The organism is Leifsonia sp. NPDC058194, from assembly GCF_042883605.1.
In the GTDB taxonomy this organism is placed as follows: domain Bacteria; phylum Actinomycetota; class Actinomycetes; order Actinomycetales; family Microbacteriaceae; genus Leifsonia.
On record NZ_JBHVVL010000005.1, the window covers coordinates 25,657 to 40,588 of the forward strand.

Below are 14,932 nucleotides of genomic sequence, written 5' to 3' on the forward strand. Positions count from 1 at the left end.
TCAGCCTTTCGTCGCTCCGGCGACCAGGCCGCCGATGATGTGCCGCTGCATGATGATGAAGAACACGACGATCGGGGCGATCGCCAGCAGCAGGGTCGGGAAGACCACCGTGTAGTCGGTCGAGAACTCCCCCACCGCCGCGTACACGCCGGTCGTGACGGTGTAGATCCCCGAGCTCGGGCCCAGGATGATCTGCGGGCTCACGAAGTCGTTCCAGACGCCGATGGAGTTGAGCACCACGACGGTGGCGACGACCGGCCGCATGATCGGGAAGACGCACGACCAGAAGATGCGGATGCGCCCCGCACCGTCGAGCGCCGCCGCCTCGTCGATGTCGCGCGGGACCGTGCGCAGGTAGGCGCTGAACAGGAAGATCGTCACCGGCAGGGTCGCGGCCGTCTCGAACAGGATGAAGCCGGGGATGGTGTTGATCAGCCCCAGCACCCGCAGCACGAACACCACGGGGATCAGCGTCACCTGGCCCGGGATGAACAGCCCGGAGACGAAGAGCAGCAGAAGCGCCATGTGCCACTTCTTGCGGCCGCGCGCGATCACATAGGCGACCGGCGCCGACAGCAGGATGCAGAACAGGTTCACCAGCGCGACGAACAGCAGGGTGATGCCGTACGCGGCGATCACGTTGAACTTGGTGCTGGTGATCGCGTTCCACAGGAACTCGAGGGTGAACGAGGTGGGCGAGATCTCGAGGGGGTGCTGGATGATCTCCTGCTGCGGTTTGAACGCGCTGATCACCAGCACGTAGAGCGGCACGAGCATCACCAGCGCGGTCGCGCCGAGGGCGATCCAGCGCACGACGAAGGCGACGGGCGAGCGCTGGGCGCTCGCCGGTCCGCGCGCGCGTCGCCGCTGCGGCCCCGGCCGTCGCGGCGATCGGCGGCCGGAGCGCGCCTCCTCCTCCGGTTCGGCGAGCAGCAGCTCCGCTCCCAGGTTGGGCGTGTCCTGCAGGGGTGTCGTCATCAGTCGGTCACCTTCTTCTCCGCGCCGCGGCGGGCGAACGTCACGGCGAGGCCGATCGCCGCCGTGATGATCAGCAGCACCACCGACTGGGCGGCGCCGAGTCCGAGCCGTGACTGGGCGAACGAGTCCTTGAGGATCTGGTAGACGATCGTCTGCGTGGAGGCCGCCGGGCCTCCGTCGGTCAGCGCCAGGACCACGTCGTAGACCTTGAGGAGGCCGACGAGCGTGAGCACCAGGTTCACCGTCACGACCGGCGCGATCATCGGCACCGTCACGCTGCGGAACTGCTGCCATCTGGTCGCCCCGTCGACGGTCGCGGCCTCGTAGAACTCCGTCGGCACCGATTTGATGCCGGCGATGTAGAGGATCATGTTGAACCCGAAGTGCGCCCACACGATGGTCAGGATGACCGTCGTCTTCGCGAACGTCGGATCGGTGAGGAACGGCACCGGCCCGATCCCGACGGCCCCGAGCAGCTCGTTGACCGCGCCGTGCGGGGCCAGCAGTGCCGACCACAGGAAGCCGATGATGAGCGCGCTGATGATGTAGGGGTAGAAGAAGATCGTCCGCAGCACCGTGTTCGCCCGGCCCGGCCCCGAGATGAGGGCGGCGAGCAGGAGGCCGAAGCCGTTGCAGAGGACGGTTCCCGCCACGGCGACCGTCCCCGTGAACACCGCGGCGTCGATCGTGCGCGGGTTGCGGAACGCGTACTGGTAGTTCTCCAGCCCGATGAAGTCGAACCGGAGGCTGTAGCCGTTCCAGTCGGTGAGGCTGAGCACGAACGCCAGGATCATCGGGACGATGAACATCGCGAGGAACACCAGCACGGCGGGTCCGGCCATCACGAGGCCGGCGAGCCGGTCGCCCCAGTTCCCGCGGGGGCGACGGCGGCTCCCCGCGTCGCCGGACCGCGCGCGTGGGCGCGGTCCGGGTGCGACGGTCTCGGTCGTCATGGGCGCGGCGCTCACTTGAGGTTGGCGCTGAACCAGTCGTCCATCGCCTTGTTCACGTCGCCGGGCGCGGTGCCTCCGAGAAGCGCCTGCGTCTGTGCGTTGATCTCGGTCGAGTAGCCGCTCGGGAGGGTGCGCTCACCGTAGCCCTGACCGGTCGGTGTGTACGCGTCGTCCGGGGTGTCGGCGACGATCTTCGCGAGGTCCGTGCCGAGTGCGGTCGTGTCGTACTCGTAGCCCGCACGGTAGTTGCCGTCGACCTTCAGCTGGTCGAGGATGGCCGCCTTGTCCGTCACCAGCCACTCGACCAGCTTGGCGGCGGCGTCGACGTGCTTGGACTCCTTCATGATCACGTAGGGGCTGGCGATGTTGGCGCCCATCGCGGGCTGCTTCACTCCGTCGACGGCGGGGGCGCGGAAGACGCCGATGTTCGCCGGGGACGTGGCCGCAGCCTCGCTCGCCACGAACCAGCTGCCCATCGGGTAGAGCGCCGACTTGCCGGCGAGGAAGTTCTGCTCGGCGTCGGCGTACTTGATGCCCAGGGCGTCGTCGTTGACGTAGCCCTTCTTGATCCAGTCGGCGTACTCGTCGACCGATGCGCCGTAGGTCTTGCTGAAGGTGAGCTTGCCCGCGCTCATCTTCTGGTACCAGTCAGGATGCTCGGCCACGACGGTCGGGAGCCCGACCGTCTGCAGCGCGTAGCTCGACATCCAGTCGCCTCCGGTCTGGATGCCGGTCCAGCCCGCCTTCTTCAGCTTCGCCAGGTCGTCGGAGAGCTCCTCGACCGTCGCCGGCGTCTCGGCGATGCCGGCCGCGGCGAAGGCGTCCTTGTTGTAGAACCAGAGGCTCTGCAGCTGCATCCCGATGCCCGCCATGTAGTACTTGCCGTCGATCGTGTACTGCTCGGCCAACGGGCCGTCGGTGGCCCACTTGTAGGTCGAGAGGTCCACCAGCTCGGGAGCGAGTTCCGTCGAGGGCGGCAGCGACTCGACGACGTCAGGGGCCTCGCCTGCGGCCAGCAGGCGCGGGACCGCGGCCGCGACACCCTCGGCGCCCGGGTTCTGGATCTTCACGTCGATGTCGGGGTTGGCCTTCTCGAACGGCTTCACGAGCTCGTTCCACCAGTCCTCCGTGAGGTTCGGGGTGACGTTGACGAGGAGGCTGACGGTCTGCTTGCCGCCGCTCTCCGCTGTGCCGCCGGCCGCGCATCCGCTCAGCCCCAGGGCGGCAGCCGCGAGGGCGCCGACCGCGATCATGGTTCGCCTGCTGATCATCTTCGATCCTCTCCGTGCGCACGACCACCGTGTCGCCGGACCCAAACATAATCGATAATCGGTTATGTTGCAAACACGCTCCGCCACGACCACCTGGTCGACGCTTGACGGCTGCGGCACGTCTCTTGACCGTGCGGGAAGGGTCGCGCCGCCGCCGTTCCGGGCCACGGGTGCGCATGCGACGCTCGGAGGACCCCGATGGAGTGGGCAGTGAGAGGAATCACGATGGATGGATCGAACGCGCCCCGCACGATCGTGATCGGCGCCGGCTCGGCCGGCTCGGTCGTCGCACGGAGGCTCTCGGACGCCGGTCACGATGTGACCGTCCTCGAGGCCGGCGGCGAGGACGTCAACCCCGCGATCCACGACCCGAGCCGGATGGGCGAGCTGTGGCACAGCCCGGACGACTGGGACTACTTCACCGTCCCGCAGAAGCACGCGGACGATCGCCGCCTCCACCTGCCGCGGGGCAAGGTGCTCGGTGGCTCCCACTCGCTCAACGCGATGATCTGGGTGCGCTGCGCGCCCGCCGACTACGACGACTGGGCGGCCCTCGGCAACGACGGCTGGGCGTGGGACGACGTGCTCCCGGTGTATCGGGCGATCGAGCGGTTCTCGGGCGGCGCGTCCGAGCTGCACGGCGGCGACGGACTGCTGGACGTGACGGACGACTACGCGCTCGACCCGATCCAGGAGGCGATCGTCGCGGCGGCCGTCGAAGAGGGGCTCGAACGCAACCCGGACTATAACGGCGACCATCTCGACGGGGTGTCGCAGGAGCAGATCACGCTGCGCGACGGACACCGGCTGAACACCTATCTCGCGTACCTCAAACCGGTCCGCGACCGCGTCGACGTGCGTGTCGGCTGCTGGGTGCATCGCCTGCTGATCAAGCCGGGCGACGACGGCCCGCGCGTGGTCGGTGTGGAGTTCGAGCAGGACGGCGAGCTCCAGCGGCTGCTCGCCGACCAGGTGATCCTCTGCGCCGGCGCGCTGGACTCGCCGCGCATCCTGCTCCGCTCCGGCATCGGGCCGGCCGACGAGCTGGCGGCGCTCGGCATCGAATCGGTGGTGGATCTTCCGGGCGTGGGCAAGAACCTCCACGACCACCTGCTCGCCCCCGTCATCTTCACCACCGAGACGGAGATCGGCACCCCGCGCGAAGGGGTCTCCGTCACGCAGTCGCACCTGTTCTGGCGCAGCGACGACGCTCTCGACCGTCCGGACACCCAGCCGATCCACTTCAGCGTCCCGATGTACCAGGAGGGGATGGAGGGGCCGGCCGACGGCTTCTCGCTGATGGCCGGGATCGTCACACCCCGAGCACGCGGCAGTGTGACGCTCTCGGGCCCGGGTGCGCACGACCCCCTACTCATCGATCTCGACGCCCTCGGCCACGACAGCGATGTGGCCTCCCTGGTCGCCTCGGTGCGTCAGTGCCGCAGGATCGGCGCCCGCCCGGCTCTCACGGCCTGGGGCGCCACGGAGCTCTACCCGGGCCCGGAGGTCGACGACTCCCAGCTGGAGGCCTACGTGCGATCGGTGGTGGTGACCTACCACCACCAGGTCGGCACCTGCGCGATGGGCGTGGACGCCCGCGCCGTCGTCTCCCCTCGGCTGAAGGTCCACGGGGTGGCGGGGCTGCGGGTCGCCGACGCCTCGATCATGCCGACGATCACGACGGGGAACACGAACGCCCCCTCGGTGCTGATCGGCGAGAAGGCGGCCGCCTTCATCCTCGCCGGCGAGTGACGGGAGCGGCCTCCGATGGACCTCGGGCTCGCCTCCGCCGTCACGATCGTCACCGGCGCGGCGTCGGGCATCGGCCGGGCGTGCGCCCGGGCGCTAGTGGCCGAGGGTTCGCGGGTCGGGCTGATCGATCGTGACCGTGCCGCCGGCGACGGGCTCGCCCGCGAGCTGGGACCCGCAGCGGTCTTCGTCGCCGCCGACGTCACCGACGAGGACGCGCTGCGCGACGCGGTCGACGCCGTGGCCGAGCGATTCGGCCGAGTGGATGCCGTCGTCTGCTGCGCCGGGATCTCCGGCCCGTTCGGGCAGCGCGTCGAGGAGATCTCGGTCGCGGACTTCGGCACCGTGCTGGCCGTGAACGTGACCGGCGCCTTCCTCACGGTCAAGCACGCCGTCCGCCATCTGCGGTCGTCGGCCGCGCCGGCCGTCGTCCTGCTCGCCTCGGACTCCAGCTTCGTCGCCGCACCGGGCATGGTCCCGTACAACGCCTCGAAGGGAGCGCTGCTGCAGCTCACGCGTGCGCTCTCGGTCGATCTCGCGGAGAACGGCTTCCGCGTCAACTGCGTCTGCCCCTCCGTCGTCGACACCCCGATGGCCCGCGCCGACCTCGGCATCGGGCCCGAAGGCTGGGGCGACGCCGGATTCCCCGTTCAGTCCCCGGACGACGTGGCCAGGCACGTCGTCTACCTCGTGTCACCGGCCTCGCGTCCGGTCAACGGGCACGCGCTCGTCTCCGACTTCGGCTACCTGGCCCGCTCCTCGTTCCCCGCGTGACCCCACCCCGAGAGAAGGCAGGACCCGTGTCCCCTACCGCAGCATCCTCCCCCACCGCAGCATCCATCGACGGCCCGGTCGTCGTCATCACCGGAGGCGGCACCGGCATCGGCGCCGCGACCGCCCGCCGCTACGCCTCGGACGGAGCGCGCGTGGTCGTGATCGGCCGCCGCCGCGGGCCGCTCGAGGCACTCGCCGCGGAGATCGGCGCGCTCGCGGTGGTCGCGGATGCGAGCGTGCGTGCCGAGGCGGAGGCGGCGATCCAGCGGGTGGTGACCGAGCACGGCCGCATCGACGTGGTGGTGGCCAACGCCGGCGGCCACGGCCTCGCGACCGTGGGCGACACCGACGACGCGGCCTGGGAGCTGTCGTTCCGCACCAACGTGACCACCGCGTTCGTGCTCGCCCGCGCCGCGCTGCCGCAGCTGATCGCGTCGCACGGCCAGGTCGTGATCGTGTCGTCGTTGGCCGGGCTGTTCGCGGGACCGTCGGTCGCGGGATACACCGTCGGCAAGCACGCCCTGATCGGGCTCACGCGCTCCCTCGCCCGCGACTACGGTCGCGACGGCGTGCGGGTCAACGCGGTCTGCCCGGGCTGGGTGCGGACCCCGATGGCCGACGCCGAGATGGAGGAGTTCGCCCGCCACGCCGGTCTCGACGGCATCGACGAGGGCTACGGTATGGTGACCGCGGACGTCCCGCTCGGTCGGCCCGCGCAGCCGGAGGAGATCGCGTCGGTGATCCGCTTCCTCGGCTCCGCGGAGTCCTCGTACATCACCGGGGCGACGATCGTGGTGGACGGCGGAGCGCACATCGTGGACGTGCCGACCATCCCCCTGGCACGCGCGGGCCTCTAACCGCCCAGGTACGCGTGGTGCAGCACGTCGGGTGAGGCCTGCAGCGTCGCGGCGTCGCCCTGGAAGGTGACGCGGCCTCCCGCGACGACGAGCGCATCCGTCGCCACGCCGAGCGCCAGATGGGTGAACTGCTCCACCAGCAGCACGCCGACGCCCGACTCCGCGAACTGGGTGATCATGGGCAGGAGCCGCATGAAGACCACCGGCGCCAGCCCGAGCGACATCTCGTCGATCAGCAGGAACCGCGGCTGCGAGGCGAACGCGCGGGCGAGCACCACCATCTGCTGCTCGCCGCCCGAGAGCAGGCCCGACGCACTGCTGCGGCGCTTCTCGAGCTCGGGGAACCGGGCGAGGGCCTCGTCCACCCCCTGCGCCGATCCGGCCGTGAGCCGAATGTTCTCCTGCACGGTCAGCGACGGGAAGATCGCGCGGCCTTGCTCGATGTGCACGATCCCGCGGCGTGCACGCTGCACGCGCGACAGCCGGCCGATCGGCTCGCCGTCGACCAGGATGCTGCCGCCGCTGGCCGCGACGACGCCCGACACGGCTTCGAGCAGACTGGTCTTGCCTGCACCGTTCGGCCCGACCAGGGCGGTGACCCGTCCGGGCTCGACGCGGAGGCTGACGTCGCTGATGACGGGCCCGGCACCGCGGCTCACGGTCACGTTCTGAAGTTCGAGCGCGTTCACAGCATCTCCGTCTCACCCATGTAGGCCTTCATCACGGCACGATCGGCGAGGACCTCGGCCTGCGGGCCGCTCGCCAGCACCTGACCGAAGTCGAGTACGGTCAGCTCGGAGCACACCGACCGCACCAGGTCGAGGTCGTGCTCGATCAGCACGATGGACATCCCGAACCGGGCCGGTGTCTCCAGCAGTCGCCGGCCGAGCGCGAGGTGCTCCTCGTGCGACAGCCCGGCGGCGGGTTCGTCGAGGATCAGGATGCGCGGCCGCGAGAGGACGTTGGCCGCCACCTCGACGATGCGGCGGGTGCCGACGTCCACGCTCTGCATCCGCGTCCGGGCGGCGGGGCAGCCGAAGAAGGCGAGCGTCTCGTCGATCTCGGCGATCGTCAGCCGCCGACGTGCAACGAAGCGCACGTACGCCTCGACGGTGAGCGTCGGCGGGACGCGATCCTGCTGGAAGGTGCGCCGCAGCCCGAGCCGGGCGCGACGCGTGGCCGACAGCCCGTTCAGCACGCGGCCGTCGAGGCTCACCGTGCCGGTGTGCTGCGGGAGGAAACCGGTGACCGCGTCGACGAAGGTCGACTTGCCGGCGCCGTTCGGCCCGATCAGCCCCAGGACGGTGTTCTCGGGGACCACCAGGCTGACGCCGTCGAGCGCCTTCACCTGGCCGAACGCCACGCCGAGGTCGTCGACGACGAGCACCGGGCGCCGATCCGCGGCCGGCAGCGGTGTCGTCGTCGACGCAGGTGGAGTGTCGGGCGGTTCCGGGGCGTCGACCGCGGCCGCGACCATCGGGGTGCGCGCGGCCTGCCGCTTCCACCAGGCGTTCCGGATGCCCTGGCCGAGGTTCGACCCGCTGGTCAGCGCCTGCACCCCGAGCACGCCGAAGATCACGAACGCCCAGTCCTGCGGGATGCCCCAGCGCTTGAGCAGTTCCGGGACGGCGACCCAGACGATCCCGCCGAAGATCGCCATGTCGATCAGGTAGGCGCCCGACATCACGGCGAGCACGTACAGGGCGAGCGACTGGATGGGCGTGAAACTGCTGGCGAACGGCAGCCCCACCTGACCGGCGATGAGCCCGCCGCTGATCCCGCCGAGGGTCGCGCTCACCGCGAACGCCGTCAGCTTGGAGCTGCGGACGCTGGCGCCGACGGAGGCGGTCCCGCGCTCCGAGAAGGCGACGGACTTCCAGCTGCTCCCCCAGCGGCCGCTCTGCAGGAAGTAGACGACGACACCGCAGACGGCCAGCACGACGACGCTGAAGAAGAAGTAGGAGCGGTCGTCGCTGAACGCGTCGGGGCGCAGGACCGCGATGCCGTCCGTCGAGCCGGGGAACTGGATCTGCACCAGGGTCACGTCGGCCGCGGCCGCGAATCCGAGGGTGACGACCGCCAGGTTGACCCCGCGCAGCCGCAGGGCGGGCAGCCCGACCAGCACCCCGACGACGCCGGCGGCGATGCCGCCGAGGATCAGCCAGAGGATGAACCCTCCCGGTGCGTCCAGCGTGTTGAGGAGCGAGACGATCCAGGCTCCGACGGCGGCGAAGGTCAACTGGCAGAGCGCGATCATCCCGGCGCTGCCGGTCACGATTCCGAGCCCCAGGATCGAGATGGCCGCCACGACGGCGCTCACGGCCAGGAACACGAAGTAGCCCGACAGCGTGACGCTCAGGAGGTAGCCGGCGAGGATCCCGACGGCTCCGACGACCAGCGGGAAGGCGATCCGTGCCGCCGGGTTGCTGCTAACGCGCCGCATCCCACACCTCCTTGCGCTGCATCCACAGCAGGAATCCGACGATGAACAGGAAGGGCAGGAAGTTGCGGATGAGCGACACCTGGTCGATCTGCGCGACCAGTCCGCTGAGCAGGCCGAGCGCCAGGCCGCCGACGACCGCGAGGTCGAGCCGGCGGAACGCGCCGAGCAGGGCCGCCGCGGAGGCCGGCACGATGAGCATCGACAGGCTGGTCGCGTCGTTGGACTGCGACGGCGCGACGATGATGATGACGAGCGCGCTGATCACGCCGGTCACGGCCCAGACCGCGACGCTCAGGGGCTTCGACGGGATGCCGATCAGCTCAGCCGTGGTCGGGCGCTCCGACAGTGCACGCAGCTTCGTCCCGATGGAGGTGCGGGTGAGCACGATCCGGCAGGCGATCGCCACGACGATCGCGAGCGTGACGGTCGCGACGGTGACCTGGCTGATCACCACACCGCCGATGCTGAACGCCGGGCCCGCGATGATCGGGCTGAACGGCTGCGGCTTGTTGCCGAAGAGGATGAACGAGAGCGAGATCAGCAGCAGGAGCGGTCCGACCGTCACCGCGGAACGCGTGGTGATGTCGGCCTCCGACAGCCAGGTCGCGATGATCAGGCCGATGAGGGCGCTCAGCCCCGCGCCGATGAGGATGCCCACGATCGACGCCACCCAGATGGGCCAGCCCGCCTGGCTCACCAGCCAGACCGCGACGAACCCGCCGAACATGCCGGTGGCGGCCTGGGAGAAGTTGACCACGCGCACCAGGCGCGACATGAGGGTCAGGCACACGGCGAGCACCGCGTAGAGGCCGCCCGCGGCCAGTCCTGCTAGCGCACCCTGCAGCATCGGGGTGCTCCGTTTCGCTTCGTCACAGTGGAATGCCTTTCGGGAGGTGGCCGGGCGGGCCCACGGGTGCGGGCCCGCCCGGATGACGGTGCTAGCTCTTCGGGATGCGGATCCAGTCGTCCCCGTTCAGCTCCCAGGCGTTGGTGCCCGAGGTGAGCTTGATCGGCCAGCCGGCGGTGTTCTGGTCGTGGACCTTCGCCGTGCCGAACGTGTACGGCGTTCCGACCATCGGATTGTCGATCGCCTTCATGTCGTGGAAGGCCTTCGTCACGGACTCCCGGGTGATGTCGCCCTTGATCGTCTGGGCGACCTCGATGAAGTACTTGGCCGCCAGGTAGCCGCCCTGCGAGAAGGAGGTGAGCGGGATCTTGTTCTTCTCCATCAGGTCGCGCCAGTCCTTGTTGATGTCGCTGGAGGCGTCGGTGAACGGGTAGAACTCGGCCGGCACGTAGATGCCGCCTCCGGCGTCGCTGACCGCCTTGGCGAAGTTGTCGCTGTAGACGCTGGTCAGGTAGAGCCACTTCACGTCGTTCCAGCCCTGCGCGTTGGCCGCCTTGACCTGGGCGATCGCGTCCGGCTCGACCGGGTTGATCGCGAGCGCCTTGCAGCCGGCGTCCTTGGCCTTCACGATGTAGGGCGTGTAGTCGCTGGCCCCGTACGGCACGGTGTCGTCGATGTAGAGCGGCTTCTTGCCCGTGATCGCCGTCCACTTGTCGATGGCCTTCTGGTAGGCCGGGCGGGTGCTGCCCGCGATCTCCAGCAGCACGCAGATGTTGTCGAGCTTGGCGACCTCGGAGCCGTAGTAGAGGGTCAGGGTCAGGTCGTTGAACGGGCCGACGTTGGCCGGCGAGATGTTGGCGCTGTCGAAGCAGCCGGTGTCGACGCCCACGCCGGGCACCGACAGGATCTTCTGCTGCTCGTAGTACTTTGCGTTGATCTCGCACTCGATGAGGCTGGCGGATCCGACCATCGCCACGGCCTCGTCGCTGCCGACGATCTCGCGCGCGTTGGCCGACGCCGTGGCCGGGTCGCCCTTGTCGTCGAGGCTCTTGTAGTCGATCGTGTGCCCGTTGATGCCGCCCTTCGCGTTCTGGTCGGCGAAGACGGCCGCCGCTGCCTGCGACGCCTCCGGAAAGGTGGCCGCACCGCTCTTGGTGTTGACCGAACCGACGACGATCGAGCTCGCGCCGTCGCCGCCTCCCCCGCCGCCGCTGCAGCCGCTCAGCACCAGTGCTGTGGATGCCGCGACCGCCGCGGCTGCGTAGAGAACGTTCCTCTTCATGCGCTTCCCTGCCTCTCGGGTTGCGCCACGACCACTTCGTCGTGGCGGTACGCCGCTCGCGGTCCTGACGGGCGAACGGGTGGTTCTCGTGATTCGTTGTGATGACGCTATGCGTGGTGCGTCGACGGCTGTTGTCTGTCGCCGCACGCTGGTTGTCGCTGGGGGAAGGCTCGGGCCGGCCTGGCGTCAGCCGAGCGCGTCGCGGACGAGCGCGGTGTCGGTGAACTGCTCGAACCGCACCACCCGGCCGCCCTCCAACCGCCAGACGTGGGCGACCCTGGCCACGAAGTAGCGTCCGGTCGCGCGGTAGGTGCCGCTGTACGTCCCGATCCCGACGATGGTGTCGCCCCCGTCGATCAGCTCGGTGATGGCGGCGACGTAGCCGTCCCATTCGGCGGCGATCCGCTCGAACACGTTCGTGCGGACGGCCGCCGGTCCCCGGTACGTCCCCGCGTAGGGGATGCCCGCCATCTCGGTCCATTCCACGTCGTCGGCGAGCGGGGCAAGCATCCCCGCCAGGTCGCCGCGGTCGGAGGCGCGGTAGTGCTCGGCGATGATGTCGCGATTGCTGGACATGGGGATCCTCTCAGGTGCGTGACGCGTCAGACGGGTTGGGCGTCGGGGTAGCTGACGGCCCCCAGCGGGTAGATGTGGCCGCCGGCCCGGGAGTGCTCGGACTCGCCCTCGCCGTTCAGGCCGAGGAAGATGCCCGTGGTCATCAGGGCGTAGCCGAGGTCGTGCAGCCAGACGCTGGCGACGGCGATGCGGAACTCGCGGAAGCAGAACAGGTACAGCCCGTCGGCGAACTTCCACACCGTCGACAGGTCCATGTCGCCGTGACCGCGCTGCACTCCCTCCAGGCACTGCCAGGCGTAGCGCTGCGACGAGACGTACACGTGCTCGTAGAGGTGATGCGGGCTGTAGCGGTAGACGTTGCGCTTGCCGATCAGGTCGCGCGACGGGCCGGGGGCCTCGCCGGTCGGCTCGCCGCCGTCGGTGACCGCGGACCAGAAGCGCTGCGTGACCCGGGGCGTGCCCTCGACCTCCTCCGCGCCGATCACGGAGTGGGCGACGAGTGCGCGGTGCGTCGTCGTCGAGTAGACGACCGTGATCGCCTCCCTCTCGACCGACACGAGCGGGAGGTTGACGAAGACGACGTCGTCGCGCACGGCGACCGCGTCGTACGGGTCCTCGGCGCCGGCGGGAGCGGTCAGCGACCCCGTGGCACTCCAGCGGACCGTGCCGGTCCCGAATGCGAGCGCGAGGGTCGACCCGTCGTCGAGGGTGAGCACCAGCGACCGGCCGTCGAGATCGACGTTCGGAAGGCGGTACGTGTCGATCCCGGCGGCGAACTCGTCGTACGTGCGCCATTCGTCGGTCGCGGGGTCGGCTGCCGGGGCGGAGGCGTGGCCGGCGGTGTCGGTCATGGTGATCCTTTCGATCGTGGAGGTCGTCTCAGCGGCTGGTGGTGCGGATGCGGGAGTGGGTCGCGCGGGCGACATTCGGGTCGATGACGGCCTTGACGATGTCGTCCTCGCGGTCGCCGATCACGCGGAAGGCGGACTCGACCTCGTCGAGCCCGAAGCGGTGGGTGACGAGCTCCTCGAACGGGAACCCGCCGCGTTCGAGGAGGCGGATGGCGGGCTCGAATCCACCGGCTGACAGGAACGACGGCAGCAGGTCGATCTCGCGCGTGAGCAGCTCCTCGTCCGCCAGGAAGGAGACCGGGGCGTTCGCACCGCAGGCGCCGGCGAGCACCACGCGGCCCCCGCGTCGGACGAGCCGGACCGCTTGCTGCTGGGCCGCGGTGACGCCCGCGACCTCGATGACGGCGTCGGCGAGGCCGCCCAAGGCGTCCCGCACCGCGTCCACCGCGTCGGTCGCTCGCGCGTCGATCGTGATGTCCGCGCCGAACCGGCGGGCGAGCTCGAGCCGGGACGCCCGCGTACCGATGACGACGACACGCCCCGCGCCCGCGGCACGTGCGGCGGCGGCGGTCAGGAGGCCGACGGGGCCGGGGCCGATCACCACGACGGCCTCGCCGGAGGCGATCCGGGCGCGGCCGATCGCACGGTGCGCGACCGCGAGCGGCTCGACGAGCACGGCCCGCTCCCACGGCAGCTCCGCGGGAAGCCGGTGGACGATGGCCTCGCGCGGCACGAAGAGGTGCTCCGCGTAGCCTCCCCAGAGCCCGGGCGCGACCGTGCGCGGGATGTTCACACCGAGCTGGCGCCCGTGCGGTGCCCCATTCGCCGGGTCGTCCGCTTCGCACAGGTTGTAGCGCCCCTCCCGGCACCGGGCGCAGCTGCGGCACGGCAGCAGCATCTCGACCGCGATGCGGTCGCCGACGGCGAGGCCGCGCCGGCGGGCGGCCTGCTCACCGAGCGCGGCGACGACCCCCACGAACTCGTGGCCGGGGACGAGCGGGAACGGGTCGCCGATGTGTCCGGCCAGCAGGTGCAGGTCGGTCGCGCAGACGCCGACGAGCGCGACGCGCAGGAGGAGGTCGTCCTCCCCCAGCACGGGGAGGGGCTGCTCGGCGGTCTCGATCACCCCTCGCGACGTGAAGACGACCTGGCGGGAGGTGCGCGGAAGATCTGGTGCAATGACGGACATCGAAGGCTTCCTGCTCGCGTCCGTGCCGCGTCGCACGGGACAGCCCCATCGTCGCGTCGGCCGTGGGCGCCCTCAATCTCCACGGCCGCTTCGTACGCCGCCCGTCAACCGCCGTTCGCTGGCCGACAACGCGACGTCAGCGGCGGACGGACGCCCGGACCTCGCTCGGCGACTCGGCATAGGCCGCCTTGAAGACGCGGCTGAAGTGGGCCGCGTCGACGAACCCCCAGCGGGCCGCGACGGCCGCGACGGGCCGATCCGCGTACAGCGGGTCGAGCAGGTCGCGTCGGCACCGCTCCAGGCGCCGCGTCCGGATCCACGACGACACCGTCGTGCCCTCCTCGCGGAAAATGCCGTGCAGGTGCCGGGTCGAGATGAAGTGCGCGGCGGCGATCCGGCCGGGATCGAGGTCGGGCGAGGCGAGGTTGCTGTCGATGTACCCGCGGACGCGCTGCATCAGCGCGTGGTGCGGGTTCACGGCTCCCCGGCTCACGTCGAGCTCGTTCGCGAACAGGGTCGTCACCAGGTCGAGTGCGCTGTGGGCGAGCCGGGCCCCGGTCGGGCCGGAGAGCTGCTCGAGGTTGCCCACCAGCTGGGCGAGGAACGGGACGATGATGCTCCCGACCCCGGCCTTCCCGCTCATCGGCACCGCGGTCAGTTGCCCGACGACGTCGGTGGGGAGGTCGATCAGACGCTTCGGGAACATCACCACCATCGTGCGGAAGTCGTCGTCGAACACGAGCGTGTACGGGCGGTGGGTGTCGTACACGGCCAGGTCGCCGGGCTGGAGCACGGCCTCGCGGTCGTCCTGGATGAGCAGCCCCGTGCCCGCCAGCTGCAGGCTCAGCTTGAAGTAGTGGCGGTCGCCCCGCGCGATCAGCTCGGGCGTGCGCTCGACGACGTGCTCGGCCGCGCTCACCTCGGCCACGTGCACCTCGTCCGCCTCGGCGGAGCGGATCCTGCCCCAGAAGGGCTCGGGGCGCGCGCTGGTCACCTGCAGCGGCACGAACGACTCCGACACGGCGGTCCGGAACTCGCCGAAGGTATGGGCGACCGAGGTCGAGACACGGCTCTCGCCGGTACGCGGGACAGATCTGCTGAGCATGGGGGCACCTCACTCGGCTCGCGACGGCACTGTATACGATCCGTGATACGGACGATA

Annotated in this window: 14 protein-coding genes; 3 read left to right on the plus strand and 11 right to left on the minus strand. The window is 70.3% G+C overall.

The features are described from left to right. From ACFVU2_RS17445 to ACFVU2_RS17455, 3 genes are read right to left on the minus strand one after another with little or no spacing between them, the layout of a single operon-like run. Positions 1–978 carry a carbohydrate ABC transporter permease gene (locus ACFVU2_RS17445; RefSeq protein ID WP_387876914.1) on the minus strand — a complete coding sequence of 326 codons (978 nt, stop codon included), beginning with the start codon at positions 976–978 and terminating at the stop codon, positions 1–3. Then, on the minus strand, positions 978–1,931 hold the full coding sequence (locus ACFVU2_RS17450) for a carbohydrate ABC transporter permease (protein WP_387876916.1): 954 nt from the start codon (positions 1,929–1,931) through the stop codon (positions 978–980). The genes ACFVU2_RS17445 and ACFVU2_RS17450 overlap by 1 nt, the downstream gene beginning before the upstream one ends. A gap of 11 nt (positions 1,932–1,942) precedes the next feature. After that, positions 1,943–3,202: an ABC transporter substrate-binding protein gene (locus tag ACFVU2_RS17455; protein WP_387876918.1), complete on the minus strand. Its 1,260-nt coding sequence runs from the start codon at positions 3,200–3,202 to the stop codon at positions 1,943–1,945. A gap of 225 nt (positions 3,203–3,427) precedes the next feature. Between ACFVU2_RS17455 and ACFVU2_RS17460 the strand changes: the two genes are divergently transcribed. Genes ACFVU2_RS17460 through ACFVU2_RS17470 form a run of 3 tightly spaced genes read left to right on the plus strand, consistent with a single transcriptional unit; the run spans position 3,428 to position 6,582 of the window. Beyond that, positions 3,428–4,954: a GMC family oxidoreductase gene (locus ACFVU2_RS17460; RefSeq protein WP_387876920.1), complete on the plus strand. Its 1,527-nt coding sequence runs from the start codon at positions 3,428–3,430 to the stop codon at positions 4,952–4,954. 15 nt (positions 4,955–4,969) lie between these two features. Continuing rightward, positions 4,970–5,725 carry an SDR family NAD(P)-dependent oxidoreductase gene (locus tag ACFVU2_RS17465; RefSeq protein WP_387876922.1) on the plus strand — a complete coding sequence of 252 codons (756 nt, stop codon included), beginning with the start codon at positions 4,970–4,972 and terminating at the stop codon, positions 5,723–5,725. Positions 5,726–5,751: 26 nt separating this feature from the next. Then, positions 5,752–6,582: an SDR family NAD(P)-dependent oxidoreductase gene (locus ACFVU2_RS17470; protein WP_387876924.1), complete on the plus strand. Its 831-nt coding sequence runs from the start codon at positions 5,752–5,754 to the stop codon at positions 6,580–6,582. Here ACFVU2_RS17470 and ACFVU2_RS17475 read toward each other — a convergent pair. The 8 genes from ACFVU2_RS17475 to ACFVU2_RS17510 all read right to left on the minus strand — a co-directional run bounded on the left by ACFVU2_RS17475 (position 6,579) and on the right by ACFVU2_RS17510 (position 14,875). Beyond that, positions 6,579–7,271, minus strand: coding sequence for an ABC transporter ATP-binding protein (locus ACFVU2_RS17475; RefSeq protein ID WP_387876926.1), 693 nt, complete (start codon positions 7,269–7,271; stop codon positions 6,579–6,581). The two genes, ACFVU2_RS17470 and ACFVU2_RS17475, sit on opposite strands and share 4 nt — an antisense overlap. Continuing rightward, the gene (locus tag ACFVU2_RS17480; RefSeq protein WP_387876928.1) at positions 7,268–9,025 is read right to left on the minus strand and encodes an ATP-binding cassette domain-containing protein; all 1,758 of its coding nucleotides are present in this window, start codon (positions 9,023–9,025) and stop codon (positions 7,268–7,270) included. Before ACFVU2_RS17480 ends, ACFVU2_RS17475 begins: the two co-directional genes overlap by 4 nt. Further along, positions 9,012–9,872, minus strand: coding sequence for a branched-chain amino acid ABC transporter permease (locus ACFVU2_RS17485; RefSeq protein WP_387876930.1), 861 nt, complete (start codon positions 9,870–9,872; stop codon positions 9,012–9,014). Before ACFVU2_RS17485 ends, ACFVU2_RS17480 begins: the two co-directional genes overlap by 14 nt. A 91-nt stretch (positions 9,873–9,963) precedes the next feature. Beyond that, positions 9,964–11,154: an ABC transporter substrate-binding protein gene (locus ACFVU2_RS17490; RefSeq protein WP_387876932.1), complete on the minus strand. Its 1,191-nt coding sequence runs from the start codon at positions 11,152–11,154 to the stop codon at positions 9,964–9,966. Positions 11,155–11,340: 186 nt separating this feature from the next. After that, complete coding sequence (locus tag ACFVU2_RS17495) at positions 11,341–11,730, minus strand: nuclear transport factor 2 family protein (protein WP_387876934.1); 390 nt, start codon at positions 11,728–11,730, stop codon at positions 11,341–11,343. Between the two features lie 26 nt (positions 11,731–11,756). Next, positions 11,757–12,581, minus strand: a complete 825-nt coding sequence (locus ACFVU2_RS17500; protein WP_387876936.1) for a MoaF C-terminal domain-containing protein — start codon at positions 12,579–12,581, stop codon at positions 11,757–11,759. A gap of 28 nt (positions 12,582–12,609) precedes the next feature. After that, positions 12,610–13,770 carry a zinc-binding dehydrogenase gene (locus ACFVU2_RS17505; RefSeq protein WP_387876939.1) on the minus strand — a complete coding sequence of 387 codons (1,161 nt, stop codon included), beginning with the start codon at positions 13,768–13,770 and terminating at the stop codon, positions 12,610–12,612. 136 nt (positions 13,771–13,906) lie between these two features. After that, positions 13,907–14,875 carry a helix-turn-helix domain-containing protein gene (locus ACFVU2_RS17510; protein ID WP_387876942.1) on the minus strand — a complete coding sequence of 323 codons (969 nt, stop codon included), beginning with the start codon at positions 14,873–14,875 and terminating at the stop codon, positions 13,907–13,909. Positions 14,876–14,932 lie beyond the last annotated feature (57 nt).

What these genes read in the sequence shown, in the direction of transcription:
- ACFVU2_RS17445 (WP_387876914.1), bottom strand. Translation starts at nt 978, where the DNA reads ATGACGACACCCCTGCAGGACACGCCCAACCTGGGAGCGGAGCTGCTG.
- ACFVU2_RS17450 (WP_387876916.1), bottom strand. Translation starts at nt 1,931, where the DNA reads ATGACGACCGAGACCGTCGCACCCGGACCGCGCCCACGCGCGCGGTCC.
- ACFVU2_RS17455 (WP_387876918.1), bottom strand. Translation starts at nt 3,202, where the DNA reads ATGATCAGCAGGCGAACCATGATCGCGGTCGGCGCCCTCGCGGCTGCC.
- ACFVU2_RS17460 (WP_387876920.1), top strand. Translation starts at nt 3,428, where the DNA reads ATGGATGGATCGAACGCGCCCCGCACGATCGTGATCGGCGCCGGCTCG.
- ACFVU2_RS17465 (WP_387876922.1), top strand. Translation starts at nt 4,970, where the DNA reads ATGGACCTCGGGCTCGCCTCCGCCGTCACGATCGTCACCGGCGCGGCG.
- ACFVU2_RS17480 (WP_387876928.1), bottom strand. Translation starts at nt 9,025, where the DNA reads ATGCGGCGCGTTAGCAGCAACCCGGCGGCACGGATCGCCTTCCCGCTG.
- ACFVU2_RS17485 (WP_387876930.1), bottom strand. Translation starts at nt 9,872, where the DNA reads ATGCTGCAGGGTGCGCTAGCAGGACTGGCCGCGGGCGGCCTCTACGCG.
- ACFVU2_RS17490 (WP_387876932.1), bottom strand. Translation starts at nt 11,154, where the DNA reads ATGAAGAGGAACGTTCTCTACGCAGCCGCGGCGGTCGCGGCATCCACA.
- ACFVU2_RS17495 (WP_387876934.1), bottom strand. Translation starts at nt 11,730, where the DNA reads ATGTCCAGCAATCGCGACATCATCGCCGAGCACTACCGCGCCTCCGAC.
- ACFVU2_RS17500 (WP_387876936.1), bottom strand. Translation starts at nt 12,581, where the DNA reads ATGACCGACACCGCCGGCCACGCCTCCGCCCCGGCAGCCGACCCCGCG.
- ACFVU2_RS17505 (WP_387876939.1), bottom strand. Translation starts at nt 13,770, where the DNA reads ATGTCCGTCATTGCACCAGATCTTCCGCGCACCTCCCGCCAGGTCGTC.
- ACFVU2_RS17510 (WP_387876942.1), bottom strand. Translation starts at nt 14,875, where the DNA reads ATGCTCAGCAGATCTGTCCCGCGTACCGGCGAGAGCCGTGTCTCGACC.